Source organism: Photorhabdus heterorhabditis, assembly GCF_001280945.1.
GTDB lineage: Bacteria > Pseudomonadota > Gammaproteobacteria > Enterobacterales > Enterobacteriaceae > Photorhabdus > Photorhabdus heterorhabditis.
Window position 1 is genome coordinate 46538 of the sequence record NZ_LJCS01000010.1, and the last position, 25648, is coordinate 72185.

25 protein-coding genes are annotated in these 25648 nt (G+C 42.4%); 11 read left to right on the top strand and 14 right to left on the bottom strand.

The features are described from left to right. Positions 1–26: 26 nt before the first annotated feature. From rng to mreB, 5 genes are all read right to left on the bottom strand, one after another. Entirely contained in the window at positions 27–1496 is a 1470-nt protein-coding gene (gene rng, locus AM629_RS05965) for a ribonuclease G (protein ID WP_054477062.1), read from the bottom strand. Next, a complete protein-coding gene (locus tag AM629_RS05970; RefSeq protein WP_054477064.1) occupies positions 1493–2080 on the bottom strand; it encodes a Maf family protein in 588 nt (195 codons plus the stop codon). Before AM629_RS05970 ends, rng begins: the two co-directional genes overlap by 4 nt. Positions 2081–2501: 421 nt before the next feature. Further along, the gene (gene mreD, locus AM629_RS05975) at positions 2502–2990 is read right to left on the bottom strand and encodes a rod shape-determining protein MreD (protein WP_054477066.1); all 489 of its coding nucleotides are present in this window, start codon (positions 2988–2990) and stop codon (positions 2502–2504) included. Continuing rightward, positions 2990–4024, bottom strand: coding sequence for a rod shape-determining protein MreC (gene mreC / locus AM629_RS05980; protein ID WP_054477161.1), 1035 nt, complete (start codon positions 4022–4024; stop codon positions 2990–2992). Before mreC ends, mreD begins: the two co-directional genes overlap by 1 nt. 109 nt (positions 4025–4133) lie before the next feature. Then, positions 4134–5177 (bottom strand): rod shape-determining protein MreB, encoded by a 1044-nt coding sequence (gene mreB / locus AM629_RS05985; protein WP_036768430.1) that lies wholly within the window; start codon positions 5175–5177, stop codon positions 4134–4136. Positions 5178–5210: 33 nt separating this feature from the next. On the opposite strand from mreB, the gene AM629_RS24960 reads away from it, so the two are divergent. From AM629_RS24960 to accC, 5 genes are all read left to right on the top strand, one after another. Continuing rightward, positions 5211–5333, top strand: a complete 123-nt coding sequence (locus tag AM629_RS24960; protein WP_262499856.1) for a hypothetical protein — start codon at positions 5211–5213, stop codon at positions 5331–5333. A 472-nt stretch (positions 5334–5805) separates the two neighbouring features. Further along, positions 5806–6783, top strand: a complete 978-nt coding sequence (gene acuI, locus AM629_RS05990; protein WP_054477068.1) for an acrylyl-CoA reductase (NADPH) — start codon at positions 5806–5808, stop codon at positions 6781–6783. A gap of 210 nt (positions 6784–6993) precedes the next feature. After that, a complete protein-coding gene (gene aroQ, locus AM629_RS05995) occupies positions 6994–7446 on the top strand; it encodes a type II 3-dehydroquinate dehydratase (RefSeq protein WP_054477070.1) in 453 nt (150 codons plus the stop codon). Positions 7447–7475: 29 nt separating this feature from the next. Then, a complete protein-coding gene (gene accB, locus AM629_RS06000; protein WP_054477073.1) occupies positions 7476–7946 on the top strand; it encodes an acetyl-CoA carboxylase biotin carboxyl carrier protein in 471 nt (156 codons plus the stop codon). Positions 7947–7958: 12 nt separating this feature from the next. Further along, the gene (gene accC, locus AM629_RS06005; protein WP_054477075.1) at positions 7959–9308 is read left to right on the top strand and encodes an acetyl-CoA carboxylase biotin carboxylase subunit; all 1350 of its coding nucleotides are present in this window, start codon (positions 7959–7961) and stop codon (positions 9306–9308) included. A 213-nt stretch (positions 9309–9521) separates the two neighbouring features. On the opposite strand, the gene lhgO is transcribed toward accC, so the two are convergent. After that, a complete protein-coding gene (gene lhgO / locus AM629_RS06010) occupies positions 9522–10715 on the bottom strand; it encodes an L-2-hydroxyglutarate dehydrogenase (RefSeq protein ID WP_054477077.1) in 1194 nt (397 codons plus the stop codon). Between the two features lie 374 nt (positions 10716–11089). Between lhgO and AM629_RS06015 the strand changes: the two genes are divergently transcribed. The 5 genes from AM629_RS06015 to fis all read left to right on the top strand — a co-directional run bounded on the left by AM629_RS06015 (position 11090) and on the right by fis (position 15269). Further along, on the top strand, positions 11090–11332 hold the full coding sequence (locus AM629_RS06015; protein ID WP_054477079.1) for a YhdT family protein: 243 nt from the start codon (positions 11090–11092) through the stop codon (positions 11330–11332). Next, on the top strand, positions 11322–12767 hold the full coding sequence (panF, locus tag AM629_RS06020; RefSeq protein WP_054477081.1) for a sodium/pantothenate symporter: 1446 nt from the start codon (positions 11322–11324) through the stop codon (positions 12765–12767). Before AM629_RS06015 ends, panF begins: the two co-directional genes overlap by 11 nt. A 39-nt stretch (positions 12768–12806) precedes the next feature. Further along, positions 12807–13697 carry a 50S ribosomal protein L11 methyltransferase gene (gene prmA / locus AM629_RS06025; RefSeq protein WP_054477083.1) on the top strand — a complete coding sequence of 297 codons (891 nt, stop codon included), beginning with the start codon at positions 12807–12809 and terminating at the stop codon, positions 13695–13697. A 284-nt stretch (positions 13698–13981) separates the two neighbouring features. Then, a complete protein-coding gene (dusB, locus tag AM629_RS06030; RefSeq protein WP_054477163.1) occupies positions 13982–14947 on the top strand; it encodes a tRNA dihydrouridine synthase DusB in 966 nt (321 codons plus the stop codon). A gap of 25 nt (positions 14948–14972) precedes the next feature. Further along, positions 14973–15269: a DNA-binding transcriptional regulator Fis gene (gene fis / locus AM629_RS06035; RefSeq protein ID WP_010847912.1), complete on the top strand. Its 297-nt coding sequence runs from the start codon at positions 14973–14975 to the stop codon at positions 15267–15269. 157 nt (positions 15270–15426) lie between these two features. Here fis and AM629_RS06040 read toward each other — a convergent pair whose 3' ends face one another. After that, entirely contained in the window at positions 15427–16590 is a 1164-nt protein-coding gene (locus AM629_RS06040; RefSeq protein WP_054477086.1) for a multidrug effflux MFS transporter, read from the bottom strand. A 103-nt stretch (positions 16591–16693) separates the two neighbouring features. On the opposite strand from AM629_RS06040, the gene AM629_RS06045 reads away from it, so the two are divergent. Beyond that, entirely contained in the window at positions 16694–17473 is a 780-nt protein-coding gene (locus tag AM629_RS06045; protein WP_054477088.1) for an AraC family transcriptional regulator, read from the top strand. A 282-nt stretch (positions 17474–17755) separates the two neighbouring features. On the opposite strand, the gene AM629_RS06050 is transcribed toward AM629_RS06045, so the two are convergent. The 7 genes from AM629_RS06050 to AM629_RS06080 form a co-directional block, all read right to left on the bottom strand. After that, entirely contained in the window at positions 17756–19015 is a 1260-nt protein-coding gene (locus tag AM629_RS06050) for an insecticidal delta-endotoxin domain-containing protein (protein ID WP_054477090.1), read from the bottom strand. 29 nt (positions 19016–19044) lie between these two features. Beyond that, the gene (locus AM629_RS06055; protein WP_054477092.1) at positions 19045–19446 is read right to left on the bottom strand and encodes a hypothetical protein; all 402 of its coding nucleotides are present in this window, start codon (positions 19444–19446) and stop codon (positions 19045–19047) included. 1010 nt (positions 19447–20456) lie between these two features. Beyond that, complete coding sequence (gene livF / locus AM629_RS06060; protein ID WP_054477094.1) at positions 20457–21158, bottom strand: high-affinity branched-chain amino acid ABC transporter ATP-binding protein LivF; 702 nt, start codon at positions 21156–21158, stop codon at positions 20457–20459. A 2-nt stretch (positions 21159–21160) separates the two neighbouring features. Then, positions 21161–21934, bottom strand: coding sequence for a high-affinity branched-chain amino acid ABC transporter ATP-binding protein LivG (gene livG / locus AM629_RS06065; RefSeq protein WP_054477095.1), 774 nt, complete (start codon positions 21932–21934; stop codon positions 21161–21163). Beyond that, the gene (locus tag AM629_RS06070) at positions 21931–23217 is read right to left on the bottom strand and encodes a high-affinity branched-chain amino acid ABC transporter permease LivM (protein ID WP_054477097.1); all 1287 of its coding nucleotides are present in this window, start codon (positions 23215–23217) and stop codon (positions 21931–21933) included. Before AM629_RS06070 ends, livG begins: the two co-directional genes overlap by 4 nt. Then, on the bottom strand, positions 23214–24140 hold the full coding sequence (gene livH / locus AM629_RS06075) for a high-affinity branched-chain amino acid ABC transporter permease LivH (protein ID WP_054477099.1): 927 nt from the start codon (positions 24138–24140) through the stop codon (positions 23214–23216). The genes AM629_RS06070 and livH overlap by 4 nt, the downstream gene beginning before the upstream one ends. Positions 24141–24202: 62 nt before the next feature. Further along, positions 24203–25315 carry a branched-chain amino acid ABC transporter substrate-binding protein gene (locus AM629_RS06080; RefSeq protein ID WP_054477101.1) on the bottom strand — a complete coding sequence of 371 codons (1113 nt, stop codon included), beginning with the start codon at positions 25313–25315 and terminating at the stop codon, positions 24203–24205. Positions 25316–25648: the final 333 nt, after the last annotated feature.

Sequence of the window (25648 nt, forward strand, 5' to 3'; positions counted from 1 at the left end):
TGTTATGTCAGCAAACCAGATGGTTATTACATCATAACTACGTCAAACTGTTCCTGACTGTAGAGCTGTTCTGTCTGAACTTTTACCTGTTTACCGACAAAAATTTCCACTTCTGCCAGTGCATGAGATTCTTCCCCTTTCAGCGCTTCGACCACAGCTGGCGATGCATAAATAAGGAAGCGATCTGCATCAACTACCCGGTGAACACGCACAATTTCACGCATAATCTCATAACAGACCGTTTCAACAGATTTCACCGTTCCCCTTCCATTACAAGTAGGGCAATCGTCACAGAGTATATGCTCTATGCTCTCACGGGTTCGCTTACGCGTCATTTCTACTAATCCGAGCTGTGAAAAACCATTAATCGTTGTTTTAACGCGATCTTTACTCAGCGCCTGTTCAAGAGAAGCTAATACTCGCCGACGGTGGTCTTCGCTGTTCATATCAATGAAATCAATAATGATAATACCACCCAGATTACGCAATCTTAATTGTCTGGCAATCGCCTGCGTCGCTTCGATATTAGTATTAAAGATAGTTTCTTCCAGATTACGATGTCCGACAAATGCTCCAGTATTAATATCAATTGTGGTCATCGCTTCTGTTTGGTCAATAATCAGATAACCACCTGACTTCAATTCAACTTTACGGTCAAGTGCCCGCTGGATCTCATTTTCTACATCAAACAGATCGAAAATAGGTTGATTACCGTTATAAAGTTCCAGCTTGGCGGTCATTTTAGGAATATATTCACTAATAAATTCTTGTAACTGATTAAACGTTAAACGAGAATCTACACGAATACGATCAAGAGCCGCCCCAGCGAAATCACGTAGAATACGATGAGCCAGAGCCAGTTCACCGTAAAGTTTATTTTTGGTGACATTGCGCTTTTTACGCTCTATTACCTTACTCCACAGTCGTTTCAGGAAAGCCGCATCCTGAGTTAACTCATCGTCACCAACCCCTTCAGCAGCAGTTCTAATAATGAAACCACCATGCTCATCACAATAGTCAGCCACAATATTTTTCAGGCGATTACGCTCTGCTTCACTTTCAATACGTTGTGAAACCCCCACATGAGAAGCACCGGGCATAAATACAAGATAGCGGGAAGGCAATGTAATATCCGTAGTTAGCCTAGCTCCTTTGGTGCCAAGCGGATCTTTCACTACCTGAACCATTAAGTCCTGCCCCTGACGAACCAGCTCAGCAATATCTCGGACATGAAAGTTCTTTTGTTCCTCACCAGCAATGCATTCCGTGTGAGGCATAATATCCGAGGCATGCAGAAAGGCGGCTTTTTCCAACCCAATATCCACAAAAGCCGCTTGCATTCCAGGTAACACCCGGCTTACACGACCTTTGTAAATATTGCCAACAATTCCTCTTTTGGCTTCTCTTTCAACATGGATTTCCTGCAAGATCCCACCATCAATGTAGGCAACGCGCGTTTCAGACGGTGTTATATTGACCAATAGCTCTGCTGTCATGTGTTCCTCTTTCCATCAACTAACGCAAAAAACTTTGTGATTAATTCATGCGTTTCCACCAATGGCAAACCAACTACTGCGTGATAACTACCGTTTAACGTTTTGACAAAGCAACCCGCTTTTCCTTGAATACCATAAGCCCCCGCTTTGTCCATTGGCTCACCAGATGCTACATAATCCAAAATTTCCTGCGTAGATAATTGGCGAAAAGTCACATCCGTAACAACTATATCACTTAAAGTACGCTGACTATCTGATAAAGCAATAGCTGTAATTACCTGATGGCACTGACCGGAAAGTGTACTAAGCATTTCAATGGCATGTTGTTCACTGCGCGGTTTTTCCAGAATTTTATCATTCAATACAACAATCGTATCCGCTCCCAACACCAGAAAATTCTCAGGAGCAATAGCAACCCCCGCCAGAGATTTATCTCTTGCTAATCGGTTGACATATTGACACGGAGTTTCACCCTCTTGCCATTGCTCCTCTATTTGAGGAGAAAGAATTTCAAATTTAAAGTCCAATAATTCAACCAGCTCACGCCGTCTTGGTGAGCCAGAAGCCAAATAGAGGGTTTTCATGATGATATTATCCTTTACTACCTATACCCGTTATCTTTCAAGTTGCCTCCTGGTTGGCTGCACTCACCCCGGTCACAGAGTTCTCTATGCTCCCGGGGATTCGCTCCCTTGCCGTCGCGATCCATATTGAAATCCATTGGGTATATACCATTAGGCTATTTCATTTACTCTTCTTTATAATAAAGAGTCAGCTTAAACAGAACTCAGACAAAAGTATTAACTTTTGAACGCACTTAATATAGCCCAAAGGCGAGCAAAGCGAGTCATCCTCACGTACTATATCTATACGTACTATATCTATATGTATCCATAAGTTATATGCGCCGCCCGTATCCACGATTTATTAGAAAGAACGACCGATATCAATAATGTTTACTGGAATAAGCATTTCGTCAAAGCATTAAAAACTACAGTTCAATCATTAACGCACATTAAATTGACGACGAATTTTCCGCATTAACAGGAATAACCACGGCCAAAGGATACCATTGACCAAACTGTTCCAGAATATTTCTGAATGAAAAGCAACATTTGATAACAAAAATTCTGCCCAAAAAACACTAAGGTCCATCAGCACCGATAAAACAACGACTACCAAAGCCTGCTGCCAAAGTGCCATATTGCGGAACAATTGAAACTTAAATGACACCAAATAACTAACAAGACTGTAAGCCAAAGCGTTAACACCCAATGTTGCTCCCTGAATCAGGTCTATAATAATCCCCAGAACAAAACCGGTACCAACACTGACTCTGTGGGGTAATGCCATCCCCCAATAAATGAGCAATAGTGCTGACCAGGTAGGCCGATACATATAAATCTGCTCCGGCCAAGGCATAATTTGCAGCACCATTGCAATCAAGAAAGATAACCAAATGATCCAACGCCCATGACTTCGGTATTGATTCATTAATGATTTCTCACGCTTATAAATTTAGCAGACGTCACTGTCAGCTCAGAATTTTTCACTGTTTCTGTCGTCTTGGTTATTTCATCAGAAACAGAAGAGGGTGCTGGTGGCCCCATTTCATTTGCATGTGGCAATACTTGAGGCATCATTTGCATTAAACGCTCATTGGCTACCCGATAAACATCTGATGGAGGTAATGGCTCGGATGGGTTATTGTCCGCCCCCCACAATAACAGTAAATAACGCAAACGCTGTAACTCTGCCGTTGGCCGAGCTTTAATCACAGTATAGGCCCGTTGATTATCGACTTTAACTGACGAAACTACAGCTACCGGATACCCTTCAGGAAAGCGGCCACCTAATCCAGAAGTGACTAATACATCCCCAACCCGAATATCTGTATTGCTTGGCAATAACTCAAATTGCAAATCATCAGCACAACCCGCACCAGCAACAATAGCCCGAATATCATTACGCAAGACCTGTATTGGCAGAGCATGAGTCGTATCACAAATCAGCAATACCCGGCTGGTAAACTGGCTGACAGCAACAACCTGACCAACAATGCCTTTATCACTGATAACCGGTTGCCCTTCATAAACGCCTTCTCTTGATCCCTTATCAATTACCACCTGATCACTATAAGGATTAGCCTTACCGGAGATCACCTGAGTCACCATCATATGCTCATCCTGACGCAACGGTGATCCCAATAACTCACGTAGGCGGGAATTTTCCTGTTTAAGTTGTCCTAATAACAGCATATCACTGTTTTTCATCAATAATTCTTGGCGTAAGGCGCGATTTTCCAATTGAAGTTGTTCACGGGAGGCAAGCGTTTCTGACACACCATCAAGTACTCGACGCGGACCATTAGCAAGAAAATAAAATGGGCTGACTGCTGTATCCATATAACTGCGTATTTTACTGAGAGCATCAAGGCGGCTATCCGCCACGACCAGAGTAATGGCAACAATAACAGCAAAAAAAAGTCGTAATTGCAGAGAAGGCCCTCTGCTAAAAATTGGCTTCATAAGCTGTGCTATTCCAAACTGTACTGTTTCATAAGCAATGGAATCCAGACAACAATAGCGAGGAGGTCTGAATCTACCTGTCATCCCTCCCCCACTTGCAAGTTAACACTCACTCCTCGCTGAAGAGCTCACCACCATGCATATCAATCATTTCAAGTGCTTTTCCACCGCCACGGGCAACACATGTCAATGGATCTTCCGCAACAATGACAGGAATACCAGTTTCCTCTATCAATAAACGATCAAGATTACGCAGTAGCGCACCACCACCGGTCAGAATCATGCCTCGTTCTGAAATATCGGAAGCCAATTCTGGTGGGCACTGTTCAAGGGCAACCATGACAGCACTAACGATACCTGTTAATGGCTCTTGCAGAGCTTCAAGAATTTCGTTGGAATTAAGGGTAAAACCACGAGGTACGCCTTCAGCCAAATTACGACCACGAACTTCGATCTCTAACATTTCATCGCCGGGATAGGCTGAACCAATAGTGTGTTTAATACGCTCAGCCGTCGCTTCACCAATCAACGCACCATAATTACGGCGGACATAATTGATAATCGCCTCATCGAAACGATCACCACCGATGCGTACAGATGATGAATAAACAACCCCATTCAGAGAAATAACCGCCACTTCCGTGGTACCGCCTCCAATATCCACAACCATTGAACCTGTCGCTTCAGAAACAGGTAAACCAGCGCCGATAGCCGCAGACATGGGTTCTTCAATCAAAAATACTTCGCGGGCTCCAGCACTGAGTGCAGATTCACGAATTGCCCGACGTTCAACCTGCGTTGCACCAACTGGCACACAAACCAGCACCCGTGGGCTTGGGCGCATAAAACTGTTGCTATGAACTTGTTTAATAAAGTGTTGCAGCATTTTCTCTGTAACATAAAAATCAGCAATCACACCATCTTTCATCGGACGAATTGCAGCGATATTGCCTGGGGTGCGGCCCAGCATTTGTTTTGCTTCTTGCCCAACGGCTGCTACACTTTTCGATGAACCTGCACGATCCTGACGGATTGCCACTACAGAAGGTTCATTCAATACAATACCCTGACCTTTGACATAAATAAGGGTATTGGCGGTACCCAAGTCAATAGACAAGTCGTTGGAAAACATGCCACGAAATTTTTTAAACATAGCGAAAGGATAATCCTGCAAGCTGGGGACGGAATGAAACCCGTCTACTCTACCAACCACATGAAGCAGCGACAAGGCGCATTAGCACCTGCTTCAATAAAAAAGTGGCTACGTTATTCATATCAACAACGCAATATTCTACGTTACTTTTCTTAAACAGAGCAGAAAAAAACTGCATAAAAATGGGTTAATTTTGCCAATTGTTCCATAACGAAATGTAGAAACTACCCGATTTTGCATAATTCAACATTATGGATAGTGCCATCGTTACTGTGATAGTCGAGCAACATATCTCTATTCTAACCCGTCGTTGTTCCTGTAAACTCACTAAAATCCACGTTTTTACTTATTATTCCCGATAATCACTGCAACTATCAGTCTGTGTAACGAACCAGCTAATCATGTAATAAATTCCACGTAAAATACAATACTTCCTGCTACAATATAATAAAAGACAGAATTTTCTGAAATAGCTCGCAATATACTGAAACAACATAGAAAAAACGCGAACAAATTCCGTTTTACAATCCATCAAAACTTTATTTTTTCTTATATTTCTTATGTAAACCGCCAATTTTTATCTATTATTATTTAATAAGAAAATCACTTACCAGAGAGCAGAACAATAATGAAATCCCTGCTACTTGAGCAACAACAGAATCAATTATCAGCTTCTATACAGGAAGTTAGCTCCTCCCTTCTGCCTGTGGGAGAGGTTACCGTTGATATCCACTGGTCAACCTTGAATTATAAAGATGCATTAGCAATCACAGGTAAAGGAAAAATTATCCGCCAGTTCCCGATGATACCGGGTATTGATTTTTCAGGAATTGTGCATAGTACTGAAGATCCCCGTTTTCACATTGGTCAGCATGTGCTGCTAACTGGCTGGGGTGTAGGCGAAAATCACTGGGGTGGCCTGGCAGAACAAGCCCGGGTTTCAGGAGAATGGCTGACGCCTTTACCAGCCGGTTTGGATAGCAGACAGGCAATGATCATTGGTACTGCCGGCTTTACTGCAATGCTATGTGTTATAGCCTTGGAAGAAGGCGAAGTCGCACCAGAAAATGGTGATGTCATTGTGACTGGCGCCAGCGGCGGTGTAGGGAGTACTGCGGTAGCACTACTTTCACAACTTGGCTATTCCGTTGTTGCTGTCAGCGGCAGGCAGGAAAATCACGAATACCTGTTCTCCCTTGGCGCAAAAAAAGTTCTACCTCGCAATGAATTTAATCGTCCCCCTCGCCCACTAGAAAAACAGCTTTGGGCTGGAGCCATTGATACAGTGGGCGATAATGTACTGGCAACAATACTGGCTCAAACTCACTACAGTGGTACCGTTGCAGCTTGTGGGCTCGCTGGTGGAGTCAATTTGCCAACAACAGTTATGCCATTTATTTTACGGAATATACGTCTGCAAGGAGTAGATTCTGTCACTGTTCCATCAATAAAGCGGCCTGCTGTATGGCAACGCCTGCAAAAACTGTTGCCCGCCTCTTTTTATCAACAGGCAACCACTGAGATAACACTGGATCAAACCATAGAATACGCGAATAAATTAATAGCTAACCAAGTAACAGGACGGACGTTAGTCAAGGTTCGTTGAGAATTGTGACTAGCCTCGAAAGTACAGCTGTTTTATTCTTGACATTTTCTCTGATAAGACCAGTATTTAGCTGCTAAATGCCACGATATTGTTATAATGTCGCGCTTTACCGCAGAAACAAGCTTAGTGACGGTTATAAAAAGATGACAAATCGTTAACAGCGGATTATGTTGAGGCGATTGTTGACAAATTGCCGGAGATACCAGCACAATGGCAGACAAGTTTCACATTTTACTCCTTAATGGCCCTAACCTAAATATGTTGGGAACCCGGGAGCCAGATATCTACGGCAGCTTAACGCTTGATGATATCGTCAGCAAATTGTCTGAAAAAGCCCATAAATTGGGGATTAAATTCAGTCATCTGCAATCCAACGCAGAATTTGAGCTGATAAACAGAATTCATTCTGCACAGGGTAATACTGATTTTATCTTAATTAACCCAGCTGCATTCACGCATACCAGCGTGGCACTACGTGATGCATTGTTGACGGTAAAGATCCCATTTATTGAGATCCACCTCTCCAATGTTCACGCTCGCGAGCCATTCCGTCATCACTCATACCTTTCAGATCTTGCCGTTGGTGTAATCTGCGGTTTAGGAGTCGATGGCTATAGCTTTGCATTACAGGCAGCGGTAAACCGCTTGTCAAAACTCAACTAAATAAAACAGAAGAGTACGGAATCACACTCATGGATATTCGTAAAATAAAAAAACTGATCGAGCTGGTTGAAGAATCTGGCATTTCTGAACTGGAAATCTCTGAAGGAGAAGAGTCAGTGCGCATCAGCCGCGCATTAGCACCCCAGAGTTTTCAGGTAGCTCAACAATATATTCCCGTTCAAACACAACAACCTGCGCTGGCTAACGCTGTTGCACCTTCTCAAGCTCTGCCGGAAACGATCAGCGAAAGATCAGCTGAAATTAGTGGTCACATTGTTCGTTCTCCAATGGTGGGTACTTTCTACCGTACACCTAGCCCAGATGCGAAACCATTTATCGAAGTCGGACAACGTATCAATGTGGGTGATACCCTGTGTATCGTTGAAGCAATGAAAATGATGAACCAGATCGAAGCCGACAAATCAGGTGTGGTTAAAGCGATTCTTGTGGAAAGCGGTCAACCCGTTGAATTTGACGAGCCATTGGTCGTCATCGAATAACGAGGCGTTCCCATGCTTGATAAAATTGTAATTGCTAACCGTGGTGAAATCGCACTGCGTATCCTGCGAGCTTGTAAAGAGTTGGGGATCAAAACCGTTGCGGTACATTCATCTGCGGATCGTGACTTAAAACACGTACTATTGGCAGACGAAACTATCTGTATTGGCCCAGCAGCTTCTGCAAAAAGCTATCTGAATATCCCGGCGATTATTTCGGCAGCAGAAATCACGGGTGCAGTAGCCATTCACCCTGGTTACGGTTTCCTGTCTGAAAACGCAGACTTTGCGGAACAAGTTGAACGTTCTGGCTTTATTTTTATTGGCCCGAAAGCAGAAACGATCCGCCTGATGGGTGATAAAGTTTCCGCTATCAATGCGATGAAAAAAGCCGGCGTTCCTTGTGTACCTGGTTCTGATGGCCCACTGTCTGATGACACAGAGAAAAATAAAGCCATTGCTAAACGCATCGGTTATCCCGTAATCATCAAAGCATCCGGTGGCGGAGGCGGTCGCGGTATGCGCGTCGTCCGCAGAGATCAAGATCTGGAACAATCAATTAATATGACCCGTGCGGAAGCAAAAGCTGCTTTCAATAACGATATGGTTTACATGGAAAAATTCCTTGAAAACCCACGTCATATTGAGATCCAAGTATTGGCTGACGGTCAGGGTCAGGCAATTTATTTGGCTGAACGTGATTGCTCTATGCAACGCCGTCACCAAAAAGTTGTTGAAGAAGCCCCTGCACCGGGTATCACGCCAGAAATGCGTCGCAACATTGGTGAGCGCTGTTCCAACGCATGTATCGAAATTGGCTATCGTGGTGCAGGTACTTTCGAGTTCTTGTATGAAAACGGTGAATTTTATTTCATTGAAATGAATACTCGTATTCAGGTTGAACACCCAGTGACAGAAATGATTACTGGTGTTGACCTGATTAAAGAGCAGTTGCGGATTGCCGCAGGAATGCCGCTTTCAATTAAGCAGAAAGATGTTATCGTTCGTGGTCACGCTATTGAATGCCGTATTAACGCTGAAGATGCGAACACTTTCCTACCAAGCCCAGGTAAAATCACCCGCTTCCACTCACCCGGTGGATTTGGTGTGCGTTGGGAATCGCATATTTATGCCGGCTACACCGTGCCACCTTACTATGATTCAATGATTGGTAAGCTGATTACTTACGGTGAAAATCGCGATAACGCCATTGCTCGTATGAAAAACGCATTGGCAGAACTGATTATCGATGGTATTAAGACAAATATCGAGCTTCAGCAAGCGATTATGAATGATGAAAACTTTCAGAATGGTGGCACTAATATCCACTATCTGGAGAAAAAACTGGGATTACAGGAAACTTAAAACCGGTTTAGATAACATCTATACCCAATAGATTTCAAGATGCATCGCGACGGCAAGGGAGCGAATCCCCGAGAGCATAGATAACTATGTGACCGGGGTGAGTGAGTGCAGCCAACAAAGAGGCAACTTGAAAGATAACAGGTATATATATTTTTAAGGGGCGTTTAAACGCTCCTTTTTTATAGAGTCATCGTTATTTTATTTATCACCCATTTAAGCAGACAAATACTGGTGAACAATTTCACGGCCTATTTCAATTGAAGCCGTTGCTGCCGGTGAAGGCGCATTGCAAACGTGTAGTGAGCGCTTACCAGCAACGATATGAAAATCATCAACCAACTTGCCATCGGCAGTCAATGCTTGGGCACGTACACCAGAGGGGCCAGGAACAATATCCTCGACATTGAGTTCAGGTATCAAGCAACGGGCATTGGCAACAAACCGCTTTTTACATAATGAACGGTACGTCTCCGCCATTCCTTCACCAAAATAAGTTCGAGCGATTTTCCAAAAACCACGGTAACTCAATATCTCACTAAGATCTTTCAGATTAATATGGGTTTTCTTATAGCCTTCGCGCTTAAATGCCAGTACCGCATTCGGACCAATATCACGTTTACCATTATACATGCGGGTAAAATGTACACCAAGGAAAGGGAAATCGGGATTCGGTACTGGGTAGATTAAATGGTTAACCAAGTCGTTTTTTTCACTATTTAACACATAATATTCACCACGAAAGGGAATGATTTTCATACCGATATCATAACCTGCCAAACAGGCGATACGATCGCTATGCAACCCGGCGCAATTAATCAACCATTTTGCCTGATAACTATTTTGTGGCGTGATAACGTCTACTTTGTCACTGCGTTCTTTAATATCTGTAACCATTTGACCATAAATCAAAGTCGCACTACGCCGCTGGATGATCTCTGCCATTTTATTTGCAACTTCTTTATAGTTCACAATACCAGCATCGGGAACAAGTAACGCTTCTAACCCATTAACATGCGGCTCACGCTCATTAAGTTGCAAACAGTTTAGTCGGCTAATTTCCAAACCATTTTGCAATCCACGCTGATAGAGACTTTCTAGCAATGGTAATTCTTTCGGCTGTGTGGCAACAATCACCTTACCACAGCGATCATGGTACAACCCATGCTCGCGACAAAAGGAAAACATGGTTTTATTACCACGCGTCGCCAGACGAGCCTTCAGGCTGCCAGGTTTATAATAAATACCTGAATGCACCACATTGCTATTATGACCGCTCTGATGCCTAGCTGGCGTGTTTTCTTTATCTAACATCAATATCTTGATGTTCGGCTGAGCCTCCTGCAACGCGTTAGCAACGCCAAGCCCGACAATACCAATACCAATACCAACAATAATATAATCATACATACTCTATTCCTTATTATTGACTCAACTACTGTTCAACCTATTCTTCTAAATTTTTTCAATGAGTAAAGTTTGATATTCCTGATATTAGTCAGGCCAATTTCCGTAGAATAGTAGATTCTTCCAATAGGAATAGTCACTATCGATAAAAATATTTTACCAATATTTTTAATTTTCCCCACTATAGCAAACATAGTGACAAATATTAGACACATTACTGCCAACAATAATTTAATTTCATATTGCGTTTCACGGTATTAATTTTTCAGCAAAACTAAAATTATTTACTTCATCATCATATTTTGCCTGAATAAATCCATATCTTGCCGTACAATCCTTCCTTTCCCATCTTGTTTATTTAATTACCGGAAGAACGAATGGACAAACGATTTGTTCAATCCCATAAAGAAGCACGCTGGGCTGTATTCCTGACGCTCGCCTATCTTATTGGCTGGCTGCTGACAGCCTATTTGCCCAATGATACTCCTGGTGTCACTGGCTTACCGCGCTGGTTTGAAATGGCATGTTTGTTACTGCCTGTAACATTTATCATCCTCTGCTGGTTGATGGTTGAATTTATTTTCAAAGAAGTCCCATTGGAGGATGAGAATGCAAAGTGAAGTTATCTTACCTCTGCTAGGCTACCTTGCTTTGGTATTTCTTTTATCAATTTACGCTTATAGACGCCGCCAGCAAGGTTCTTTCTTGACTGAATATTTCCTTGGTAATCGCTCAATGGGTGGTTTTGTACTGGCAATGACCATTACCGCGACCTATATCAGTGCCAGCTCATTCATTGGCGGGCCAGGAGCAGCCTATAAATATGGCCTTGGATGGGTATTACTGTCTCTGATTCAGTTGCCAGCAATATGGCTGTCCCTTGGCGTACTGGGTAAAAAATTTGCCATTCTCGCCCGGCGCTATAATGCTGTCACTCTCAATGACATGCTGTATGCCCGCTATGGCAGTCGTTTTCTGGTTTGGTTTGCCAGTTTAAGCCTTTTAGTGGCTTTTATCGGAGCAATGACAGTTCAGTTTATTGGCGGCGCACGCCTGCTAGAGACCGCCGCAGGTATCCCTTATGGCACTGGATTAATGATTTTTGGTATCTCTATCGCTCTCTATACCGCATTTGGTGGTTTTAGAGCAGGAGTCCTCAATGATGCCCTGCAAGGGCTGGTCATGCTGCTAGGCACAGTTCTGCTGCTAGTAGCTGTTATCTATAAAGCAGGTGGTTTGCCGGAAGCGATTGCCACATTACGAGCTATTAATCCTGAATTAGTTTCCCCACAAGGAGCAGACCATATCCTCAACGGGCCTTTCATGGCATCTTTTTGGATACTCGTCTGTTTTGGCGTCATCGGGCTACCTCATACCGCAGTTCGTTGCATCTCCTACCGCGATAGCAAAGCCGTCCATCATGGGATTATCATCGGTACCATCGTCATGACCATCCTCATATTTGGTATGCACTTGGCAGGCGCTCTTGGCCGGGCAATTATTCCGGATCTGACCATTCCCGATCAAGTGATCCCAACCCTGATGATCACCGTGTTGCCACCATTCGCCGCCGGAATTTTTCTGGCCGCACCGATGGCGGCAATTATGTCAACGATCAATGCACAATTACTGCAATCTTCTGCCACGATCGTAAAAGATCTCTATCTAAACCTGTTTCCACAACAAATCGCTCAAGAAAAGAAATTGGCCCGGATTTCCAATGGTTCTACCTTAGTTCTTGGCTTGTTGCTACTTTTAGCTGCCTGGCGTCCACCAGAAATGATCATCTGGCTGAATTTACTGGCTTTCGGGGGCTTACAAGCCGTATTCCTCTGGCCATTAGTGCTGGGACTATACTGGGAAAAAGCTAATGCATATGGCGCAGTCAGCTCAATGATCACAGGGGCCGCAAGTTACACCCTGCTCGCCAGTTTCAATATTCAGCTATTAAACTTTCATCCGATCGTACCATCACTGCTACTCAGCCTGCTGGCTTTTGGGATTGGTAATACCATCGGCCACCAGTTGTCACAACGAGTGATCAAGCTTCATTAAGCTGGTCGTTTTAACTTATTTTTAAGAAAGAGAATTTTTATGCCTTGGATACAACTTCGATTAAATACCACAGGACAGCTAGCTGAATCCCTGGGGGATAATCTGATGGAAAGTGGAGCAGTATCAGTCACTTTTCAGGACAGCCATGATAACCCTGTATTCGAGCCTCTACCAGGTGAAACCCGTTTGTGGGGAGATACAGACGTCATCGGGCTTTATGATGCTGAAACCGATATGAAAGCAGTTATCCGCCAACTTGAACAAGTTCCCCAGCTGGGTAAAGGATTTATTCATAAAATTGAGCAACTGGAAGATAAAGACTGGGAACGCGAATGGATGGATAACTTCCACCCAATGCGTTTTGGTGACCGTCTATGGATCTGTCCAAGCTGGCGTGACATTCCTGATCCTAAGGCTGTCAATGTCATGCTAGACCCTGGGCTGGCTTTTGGTACAGGTACCCATCCAACGACATCATTATGTCTTCAATGGCTGGATAGCCTTAATCTCGAGGGTAAAACCATCATTGATTTTGGTTGCGGCTCCGGCATATTGGCAATTGCTGCATTAAAACTCGGTGCAGCGCACGCTATTGGCATAGATATCGATCCACAAGCCATTCAAGCCAGCCGAGATAACGCAGAGCGTAACGGCGTTCTGGAGCGTTTAACGCTGTATCTGGCGAAAGATCAACCAAACAATCTTGAATCTGACGTAGTAATTGCTAATATTCTGGCAGGCCCCTTACGTGAGCTTGCCCCTGTAATTGGTACATTACCAAAATCGGGGGGTCTGTTAGGGTTATCTGGTGTGTTAGCAAGTCAGGCAGAAAGTGTTATTCAAGCCTATACTGATAAATTCATGATAGATCCTGTTGCGGAACAAGAAGAGTGGTGTCGGATATCTGGGGTAAAAATAGTAACAAATTAAGATTATTTTATTTTGTTATGATAAGTAAGAGTAACTTTTGATCACTTACTGGTGGTAATCCGTGCTATCAGAAAACTTACTGATAGAAAAATCCTAAGTGATAAACTTTACCAATAACATATAACACCATGTTATTTATGAATAATTATATTTACTCCAGAATAAAAGCTGGAAAAAAGTTGTAACAAATGTCGATTTGCTCAAAGTTTGGCCTTTCATATTTTGCGAAAAATGCGTAATATACGCGCCCTTGCAGTCACAGTATGGCCACTCTTTTTTCGTCTATGCGTATCGGACAATACCAGCTGAAAAACTGTCTTATTGCGGCCCCAATGGCTGGCATCACTGATCGTCCATTTCGGTCACTATGCTATGCAATGGGTGCGGGAATGACAGTATCGGAAATGCTTTCTTCCAATCCACAAGTTTGGAAGACAGACAAATCCCGGCTACGTATGGTTCATAGTGACGAACCGGGAATTCGTTCCGTGCAAATTGCCGGTAATGATCCAGATGAGATGGCAGCGGCAGCGAAAATTAACGTCGCTAATGGTGCTCAAATCATTGATATCAACATGGGGTGCCCAGCCAAGAAAGTGAATCGTAAGTTGGCAGGTTCAGCTTTACTACGTTACCCGGAACTGGTCGAAAAGATCCTTTCCGCTGTTGTAAACGCAGTAGATGTTCCTGTTACGCTGAAAATTCGCACTGGATGGTCGCCAGAAGAACGAAACTGTGTAAAAATTGCCCAATTGGCCGAGCATTGTGGTATTCAGGCTCTAACGATTCACGGCAGGACTCGTACCTGTCTGTTTAACGGAAAAGCAGAGTATGACAATATTCGGACAGTTAAGCAGACTGTTGCCATCCCGGTTATTGCCAATGGTGACATTACTGACCCGCTTAAGGCCAGAGCAGTGCTTGAATACACCGGGGCTGATGCCCTGATGATAGGCCGCGCTGCTCAGGGAAGACCCTGGATCTTCCGGGAAATCCAGCACTATCTGGAAACAGGGGAACTGCTGCCACCGATGCCAATTGGCGAAGTGCAGCGTTTAATGAACGAGCATGTACGGGAATTGCACGACTTTTATGGTCCAAGCAAGGGAGCCCGTATCGCACGTAAGCATGTATCTTGGTATCTCCGGGAACATGCTCCTGATGACCAGTTCCGGCGCACATTTAACACCATAGAGGATGCCAGCGAACAGCTGGAGGTGTTGAAGGCATATTTCGAAAATTTTGCGTAATATAAAGAAAAGAGCTGACAGAACTATGTTCGAACAACGCGTAAATTCTGACGTACTAACCGTTGCTACTGTAAATTCACAAGATCAGGTAACTCAAAAACCTTTGCGTGACTCAGTTAAACAAGCACTGAAGAACTATTTTGCTCAACTGAATGGTCAAGATGTTAATGACCTGTATGAGTTGGTACTGGCTGAAGTGGAACAACCATTGTTGGACATGGTGATGCAATATACCCGTGGCAACCAAACACGTGCTGCTCTGATGATGGGCATCAACCGTGGTACACTGCGTAAGAAATTGAAAAAATACGGTATGAACTGATAGAAATCAGTTAACTTACTAAAAAAAGACACTTTTACTTTGTTGAAGTGTCTTTTTTTGCTACCTGTTATATACAGCAAAAGGAGCCGCAGAATATAAAATCTCTATCTATTCTACTAACTATTCACTCATGATTCGAAGTTCTCCTGACATCAGGTCATTTCATCACTGACCGGTTATTTCCAGATTTTACCAGCCTCAAATAATTACTTACCGCTAGCAATAAAATAAAACAACCACAATATACCAAGACAACACCGAAGCGTTGGTACCAACCCGTTAGCATCAAACCGCCCCCCAACATCAAATAGTAAAGTAAACCCAATAATGCCCCTGCGGTTCCCAATCTATCCGTATAATTGATCAATGCAGAAGATAGGATGTTAGGAATCGCAATTCCGTAGGCCACAACAACCAAAATCATAGGTAAAATAAATAGCCAGGTAACTTCCATAGCCATTATCAATCCTCCACCGACAAGAACAATGACAGAAGAAAGCAGCACTAAATTTGATGAATTCCATTCTTTTTTCAGCAAGAATTTATTCAACCAAGCACCAATTCCTACTCCCAATGCCAAAAATAATCCCGTGTAACCAAACATCTCAGGAGAGAATCCTAACCGCTCAAAATTAAATGGGGCTAATTGATAATAACTAAACAAACACAGGTTAAAGAGAGCTATCAACAGCGCATTGCACCAAATTGCTAGATCCTTAAGCATGATAATTAAAGTACTTATTAGTGGTACTTTCACCACTGCTGTCGGGCGGGTTTCAGGTAAATGAATGACAGACCAGCCTGATAATAATACCGCGAGTAAAGACAAACCAAAAAAGACGCCTTTATATCCCCAGAAGTGTACCAAAATAGAACCACTTATCATGCCAATTGCCGGGCTTATTGCTAAGGCTATTCCCATAATAGAAAACACCCGAGCCAGTTCACTTCTCTGGTAAGAATCTCTCAGCATTGTTTGAGTCCCTACCGAACCTACGGCAGCACCAAACGCAGATAACATTCTGGCGGCCAGTAATAACTCAAACTGGCTGCTGAGTAGTGCCATTAGCGAAGCACAGCTATAGAGTAACAACCCACCCAACAGCGTTGGCCGTCTGCCGATGAGATCGCACATACGCCCCCAAATGACCACACCGATAGCAAATGCAAAAAAATACAAAGATAGAGTTTGAGCAGCCTGCTCGGCGCTAACTTTAAATTCCTTTGCGATATTGGTTAATGCCGGGCTATAAATGGTTTCTACAATTTGTGGAAACATCATCAACGCTGTTGCCAGCGCAAGTCCAGGTTTACGTTGCATTGTATTTTTCTTAATCAGTTAGACAATAAAACGTAAATTAGCATGCTCTCAATTGTCTTATTATAATAATAAAGACAATTTATTTATTAAATCGGACATTAATATGGCATGGCTTTCCCGTGATGATAGTTTTGATCCTGACAGCCTTGAAGTACCAGTAATAGGGATTGCAGCTGAACTAGGCCAGCATGATTCAGGACCTCATCAACATGAAATGGGACAATTATTATTTACCCAGCAAGGGTGCATTAATATCACCCTGGCAGATCACTTATGCATACTTCCACCGACTCGGGTTGCTTGGATTCCACCGCGTATTACTCATAGAGCTGAGATAAAAGAATCCGTCGGGTATCGCTCGATTTATCTAGATGTAAATCGGATCGGATGTTTAGCAGAAAACGTTGAAGTATTGGAAGTTACACCTCTGTTACGTGAAGTATTAGAGCGAATAGCACTGTCACCTTTTAATACAGATTGGTTAGATGGACCTGCGGCTAACCTGTTAGCCGTTTGTCTTGATGAAATCCATCTGGCAAAGAGAGAGCCTACATTATTACCACTCCCTTTCGATCGTCGTTTATCCTGCATCCCTATAACAACACTGCCACCACAGCTCAAAATACTGGCAATGAATATCGGAGCCAGTGAGAAAACTATCAGTCGGATATTTCGCCGGGAAACAGGACTCAGTTATCAACAATGGCGCCAACAGTGGCGTTTGATCAAATCTATAGAATTACTGGCGAAACAGAGTAATTTGTCATCTGTCGCTAATGAATTAGAATTTTCCAGCGATAGCGCTTTTATCATCTTTTTCAAGAAAATGACCGGGCAACCACCGAGAGAATATATGTCTGCTTATAAGGAACGTAGTTATTGAGGCAAGTAGTTATTGAGATAATATACAAAAAATTGCCGACATCAAAAGAACTATTCACCATATGAACATAGACATCGGCAAGTGCATCAAATAAAGCAGATAATTAAATATACCCAATAGATTTCAAGTTGCAGTGCGGCGGCAAGTGAACGCATCCCCAGGAGCATAGATAACTCTGTGACTGGGGTAAGTAAACGCAGCCAACAAAGCAGCAGCTTGAAAGATGAAGGGTATAAAAGCTAATAACATTCTACGTACATAAAATATACTTATTAAAAGCTATTATTTTTTATCCTCATTTATCAGCTGATAAGATACAGCAATATTTGCTGCCTGACCTGCTAATGGGCTGTAATCACTGGACAAATAAATCCCTGAAATGTAGTGACTTTCACCAACATAAAATTTCCGATATTTAGATGTTCCGGGTTCGCCAAATGACAACGAACGGCCATCATTCAAAGTAAAGATGGCTTTATCAACAGCACCATTGCCCCATACTTCCAAACTGGTAATTCGACTACCATCCAGAGAAATAGATGTCGTCTCACCAGAGATTGTACCTAATTGATGTCGACTACCATCATCGAATACAACTGTCAGCCCTCCTACTCTCGGAGCGCCTCCAATGCGTACAATATGTCCCATTAGCGAATTTATCTTTCTTCTATTTTCTCCATTAAGAGCCGGTTTGAGAGGTGGAGTCATATCTTTCTCTGGCGTCAATGCCTGAATTCTGGCTTTTGCTGTTTGACGGTCAAAGAAAGTTGAATAACTTAAAACATCAACATAGATTCTGTTATTTACAGACTCAGCTTCACTTAATTTATTCCAAATACTGATATATTCAATTCCATGTAAACGACAGTGACCATGAACAGACATAACATTGTTTGCAACAGTATTAGCCGTCGAATTATTAAGAGCATCATTAAGCTCTCTATCATATATATTATTAATATAACTATTAGCCTGCTCTACTGTCTTTTTAATTAATCCTCGAACTTTTTCAATATCAATATCACTAAGCCCTATTTCATCTTTTTTCTCTAAACCTGCAACCCAATATGTTATCTGCATCATAACCGTAGTAGAAAACATGGGTAATATCTGATAGTTAATATCATCCGAAAAATTATTAAATTTCTTATGATAACCATCTATATTTTCTGCCAGATTATTAAAAGCACTCCGCGCTTCTTCAGATCCTGGATGTTTCTCAAGAAGTTCAGCAACGGTTGCCATCCTCTCTTGTATATAGGCAATATCACCAGCAAGGATACCTTTAATCGTCTTTAATGCAGATTCCTCTATCATCCTCTCAATTTGCTTGACAATCCCTTCCCATATATTTTCTTTCGATTGAGGCCAGAATAAACCGACTAAAAAAGATATAGCAGGACCAACCGAAGGTATAAAGGATATTCCCCCTATGATTGCATTTTTTACAATATCAGTAACATCCCACTCTAATGCACTCGTTTTTACAGTATATTCATTAGCTACAATGGTTCTTATGTCTAAAACATTTTCTGTCTGCATAATCAAACCCTTCAATTAAAATAAGATATTTAAACCAAATTTGCCGTAACATAAGCAACTTTATCCGTGTTATTATAGATAATGAATTTACTATAATAAAAAGAGTTGCTAGGCACATTTAATACCTTATCTTCGCCTAATCCTACATCCATAGAACCAGACTCAAACCATTCAGAGGTAAAACTATGAGACCAATAAAATTTAGCCGTAACACTACTTGCCAACCCCGTATTTACAACTCTCAGAGATCTTCTGGATTCTGGAATTACTGGTGTATCTATTCTAAATACTTCTACACTAGAATGAGGTGATATAGTCAGATCACTCAAAATAGCAACTGTATTAAAGTCTTTACGTACCGGAACAGGAGAATTAGAATAATTCTCTGCTTTCTGTTCACCTGAATCAATAACAATGGTTATTCTAGACATATTTATTTTCCTCATTAAAATTTAAATAAAACTCACTCAACTTACATATAAATATTTTCAAAAAAACAGTATTACCACTTAATTAAAGACGCGCTTTAACCAGTATAGAACCACTATTACCTTTGAAACTTAATTCCCCGATTATTATGTGGACTTCACATACCACCATAACTTACCAGAACATTAAAATATCCATACTATAAATCAATCATTAATGATGATATATCTAAAAAAAATCGCAATGATATAAAAATATAGCAGAAATATAGTTCGTGTCAACACCATGCTTCAATGCAATTACTATTATTTAGGAATTATTGAAATAATACGAGACACAAACAATATATAAAAAAACATTAAAATTATTACTATTATGTTATTCACTGAATTTACAATGTTAATCTTGGTTACTACAGTGCTATATAATTCTATTTTTCACTTTATAAATTTAACTTTATTTAGAGAGCGATAATAATCCACTCACAATATTTAAATGATAATAAATAAAACAGCCCAGTATTTTGGAGATATATTTATACCCGTTATCTTTCAAGTTGCCTCTTTGTTGGCTGCACTCACTCCCCCCAGTCACAGAGTTATCTATGCTCCCGGGGATTCGTTCCCTTGCCGTCGCGATCCATCTTGAAATCCATTGGGTATATGTTATATCCACATTAACAACGTTATTATTGAAAATTAGTTATATCTTATACACAATCATATTTTTAAAAACATTCTATTTCTGATAATAGAAAATTAACTTAATAGCAAAATAATTTTAACTATATATTTTAGCTATTGCTGGTCGGGAAGCTTAAAACATTCTGCCAGCCCAACGCTTTTTGCATTTAAATGAGGAAGATTTCAAAGCATTTGGAGCCACACTAGTTGCCTTGGCCCCAACCTAAAGCATCATTAATGGGGCCATCACCTTGGGAGAAATAACCTTTCCAGCACTACAAGGATAATCAACCATCTGATATTCCTTATCATGCGAAAAAAATATGTCCCTATCCCCCCAAATACGCATTTCTCACCGCTTCATTAGTCAGTAATGCAGAACCGCTGTCTTCCAGTACAATCTTACCGTTTTCTAGTACATATCCCCGGTCAGCCAGTTTTAGCGCCTGATTTGCATTCTGCTCAACCAGAAAGATTGTCATTCCCTCTTCCCGCAATTGCTGAATAGTATCGAAAATCTGAATGATAATTATCGGTGCCAGCCCCAATGAAGGTTCATCCAGTAACAATAACTGTGGCTGACTCATCAAAGCGCGACCAATTGCCAACATTTGCTGTTCACCGCCGGACATCGTTCCAGCCCGTTGGCTGCGTCTTTCCTGTAAGCGAGGAAACAAATCATAAACCCGTTCAATACGTTGCTGATATTGCGTTTTGTCAGCAAAAAAACCGCCCATTACCAAATTTTCTTCCACCGTCATACGGGCAAATATTCTGCGTCCCTCTGGAGTAATGGCAATGTCTTCACGCATAATACGCGCTGTCGGCCATTGAGTGACATCCTTGCCTCGAAAAATAATGGAACCTTCCGTCGCTCTGGGTGCACCACATAATGTACTGAGCAAGGTTGTTTTTCCTGCACCATTTGCACCTATCAGAGTGACGATTTCTCCCTGCTGAATATTCAAGCTAACCTGATGCAGCGCCTGAATTTTTCCATAATGGGCAGATACCTGCTTAAATTCCAACATGATTAATACACCTCACCCAGATATGCCCGGATAACATCCGGATTATTACGAATCTCTTCTGGCCGTCCTTGTGCCAAAGGTATTCCCTGATTAACAACATAAATGCGATCTGAAATCCCCATCACCAGTTTCATATCGTGCTCAATCAGCAACACGGAAACCTGATGATATTTTCTGAGTCCATCAATCAAGGCATTAAGTTCCTCTGTCTCTTTCGGGTTCAAACCCGCCGCTGGCTCATCCAACATTAGAACTTCGGGATGTGTCACCATACAGCGTGCAATTTCCAAACGCCGTTGCTGACCATATGCCAGATTACCTGCCAGTCTATTTGCCAGTGATAATAAACCAATCCGTTTCAACCAAATTACTGCCCGATCTACAGCCTCAGATTCTGCACGGCAGAACGCTGGCGTTTTAAAAAGCCCGGCCAGGAGACTACTTTTCAAATGCTGATGCTGCGCTACCAATAGATTTTCAATCACGGTCATTTCACGGAACAATCGTACATGCTGGAATGTTCTAACCACTCCCATACGGGCAATTTCCTGCCCAGATAACCCTTCCAGATGTTTTTCCCGCAATTTTATGGTTCCGCTAGTCGGACGGTAAAACCCAGTCAAACAATTAAAGATCGTGGTTTTTCCTGCACCATTAGGCCCAATGAGAGAAACAATTTCACCCTGATTAAGTATCAGAGCAACATTGTTGACAGCCAGCAAACCACCAAAGCGCATGGTCAGATCAGAAACCCGCAATAATGATGTTGCACTCATCCCCGTTCTCCTTCCTGTACGTGGCTTTCCTGCTGTTTCAACCTAACATCACGGCGTTTCATTGGTAGCAACCCTTGCGGGCGCCAAACCATCATCAGTACCATCATTGCCCCTAGCAACAGCATGCTGTAAGCATTTAGATCACGCATCATCTCACGAGACACCACTAGCAGAATTGCCGCCAGTATCACCGCAGTTTGCGAACCCATTCCTCCGAGTACCACAATAGCCAACACGAAAGCAGATTCAGCAAAAGTAAAAGATTCTGGGCTAACGAAACCTTGCCGGGCCGCAAATAGCGTGCCAGCAAAACCAGCAAATGTAGCACTGATGGTAAATGCAGCCAGTTTGATACGAGTTGGGCTAATCCCCAAAGAACGGCAAGCAATTTCATCTTCACGTAGTGCTTCCCACGCGCGCCCCAATGGCATACGCAACAATCTATTGATAATAAATATCGTGACTATCACTAACAGCAACACGACCAGATACAGGAAGATGACTCGGTCACTTGGATCGTATTTCCAACCAAAGAAGTTATGGAAAGTATCCCAGCCTCCCTCTTTCACACTGCGGTTAAATTCCAATCCGAAGAAAGTAGGTTTGGGGATCTGGCTGATGCCATTTGGGCCACCTGTCATTTCAGTATTATTCAACAGTAAAATGCGAACAATCTCACCAAAACCGAGTGTAACAATAGCCAGATAGTCACCCCTCAATCTCAATACGGGAAAACCTAATAACAGCCCGGATAAAGCAGCGGTTAGCCCTGCCAATGGCAAGCTTTGCCAAAATCCCAACCCGTAATAGTGACTGAGTAAAGCATAGGTATAAGCACCGATAGCATAAAAACCAGCATATCCAAGCACCAGCAACCCTGACAAGCCAACCACTACATTCAAGCCCAATCCCAACATGACATAAATTAATGTCAGCGTAGCAATATCGACGCTACCCCGAGAAACCACAAACGGCCAAACAATGGCGGCAATAATGATCAATGCCGCCAGTCGTTTTTGCCCTTTAGTTGAGCCATCGAAATCAGGTAGGACTCGGCTTTTAAGTGGTATTTTTTTCATCGTCTGCTGAACAACTGGACGCAATAACTGGAACAGAAAAACAACCGTACAGCCGATACCAATCCATATCCAGCGCACTTCATCAGCACGATGAACGACTAACTGCGTACCATCCAGTGACAACTGCATCCCCATCATAAAAACAGACAGCACAAATAAAGCGACTGAGGCGATAATGGCATTAATCCAATTGGCATATTTCATACTTTTTCTACCTCCGGACGGCCTAAGATCCCGGTAGGCATAAACAACAACACAATAATAAGCAGGGCAAAGGAAACCACATCTTTATATTCCGTGCTCAGATAAGCAGAAGTCAGAGCTTCAGAAATTCCCAAGATCAAGCCGCCAATCATTGCCCCCGGAATACTGCCAATCCCCCCCAACACGGCTGCGGTGAAGGCTTTCATTCCTGCCATAAAACCAATATACGGATTTATCACACCGTAGAACTGTCCCAGCAAAACACCCGCTACCGCAGCCATTGCTGCGCCAATAACAAAGGTTAAAGAAATGACTTTATCAGTATTGATTCCTAACAAACTGGCCATTTTCAAATCTTCCGCGCAAGCACGACAAGCGCGTCCCATACGGGAATAGCGGATAAACATCGTCAGTACCAGCATGGCAAGAAATGTAACTATCCAGATAGTCAGTTGCATTGCAGTAATACTGGCAGAAAATCCATCACTTTCACCCAATACCCACTGTCCGGCAATCAGACTTGGCAGTGCCAAATCACGGGAACCTTGTGACAAACTGACATAGTTTTGCAGGAAAATAGACATTCCAATTGCGGAAATCAGAGCAATCAGGCGCTTAGAGTGACGAACAGGTCTGTAAGCTACCCGTTCAATACTCCAGCCATAAGCGCTGGCAATAACAATTGATGCAAAAAAAGCAGCGGTAACCAGTAACCAACCTAGATCGATGCCCATCATCATCAGGGCCGCAATCACAATAAAGGAGACATAACTGCCAATCATATAAACTTCGCCATGAGCAAAGTTAATCATCCCAATTATGCCGTAAACCATCGTATAACCAATGGCAATCAATGCATAAGTGCTACCCAGAGTAACTCCATTTAACATCTGTTGTAAGAAATAGAGAAATTGCTCTGACATACCTTGATACCTCTGGAATAGCAGCCCCTGACAAACAGGGGCTGACGGCCATTAAAATGACTTTACTTCACAGAGGTAGAAGAACCATCTGCATGCCATTCAAAAATACCGAACTCGAATCCTTTCAAGTCACCCGCCTCATTCCAGCTCAGTGTTCCCATTACAGTATCTACTGGATTAGTTTTTAGATTTTTTACTAAATCAATAGGTTCCATGCTACCGGTACGGCTCATTGCGGTTGTCAGAGATTGAATGGCAGCATAAGTTGTCCAGACGAATGGCCCTGTTGGATCTTCTTTCTTACCTTTGATCGCATCAACAACCGTCTTGTTCACTGGAACCTGATCGTAACGCTTAGGTAGTGTTACTAACATTCCTTCAGAAGCCTCACTGGCGATATTGGACAACGAAGAATTACCTACACCTTCTGGTCCCATAAAGCGAATATTCAAACCGGCCTGCTTAGCCTGACGCAGAATTTGCCCCATTTCAGGGTAATAGCCACCGAAATAGACAAAATCCACGTTCTCTTTTTTCAGACGGGCGACTAATACTGAGAAATCTTTATCACCCGCAGTAACGCCTTCAAACAGTACAATATTGACTCCTGCTTTTTTCAATTTGTCGAGAACAGAACGCGCTAACCCTTCGCCATATTGCTGTTTATCATGAACAATCGCCAAACGCTGAGGTTTGATCTTTTCAGCGATATATTTCGCCGCTGTTGGTCCCTGATCAGAATCCAACCCTGTAGTACGCAGAATCATTTGGTAGCCACGGGTCGTCAGATCGGCATTAGTCGCTGCTGGCGTAATCATAATGACGCCTTCATCTTCATAGATATCAGATGCTGGCTGAGTAGACGAAGAACACAGATGACCAATAACATAACGAATGTTGTCATTAATCACCTTGTTAGCGACTGCCACTGCCTGTTTCGGATCACAGGCATCATCATATTCAACACCCACCAGCTTATTGCCGTTAATGCCACCTTTGGCATTAATATCTGCAATCGCCTGACGTGCACCAGTAAATTCCATATCACCATACTGAGCAACGGGCCCAGACATCGCTCCGACAATCGCTACCTTGATCTCTTTTGCCCATAGTGAATGGCTCATCACCATGGCAATACAACCTGCTAATAATGCTTTACCTGTTATGATATTCATTTATTTATCCCCGTATTGTTATTGGTCTTATTTATTGTGTTTGCCTTTAAAATCTTTCATTATCTGGCTGTAAATTATGACCTTTTGTGATTGATGATTAGATAAAGTAATTTTTGTTAATAAGACTTTATTTTTCATGTCATTAAAATAGCATTTCATGCTTAAAATCAAATTAACAAGGTAGCTAAAAGCATTATCTACAGAATAAAATACCACCGAAGATGGTTGGAATTTAGACAAAACATAGTGTGATATTCTGGTTAAATATTAGTAAGGCAATCTTTAATTCGAAAGATCGAGGTCGTTAAAAACATTTTTCCAGTAACGTATATA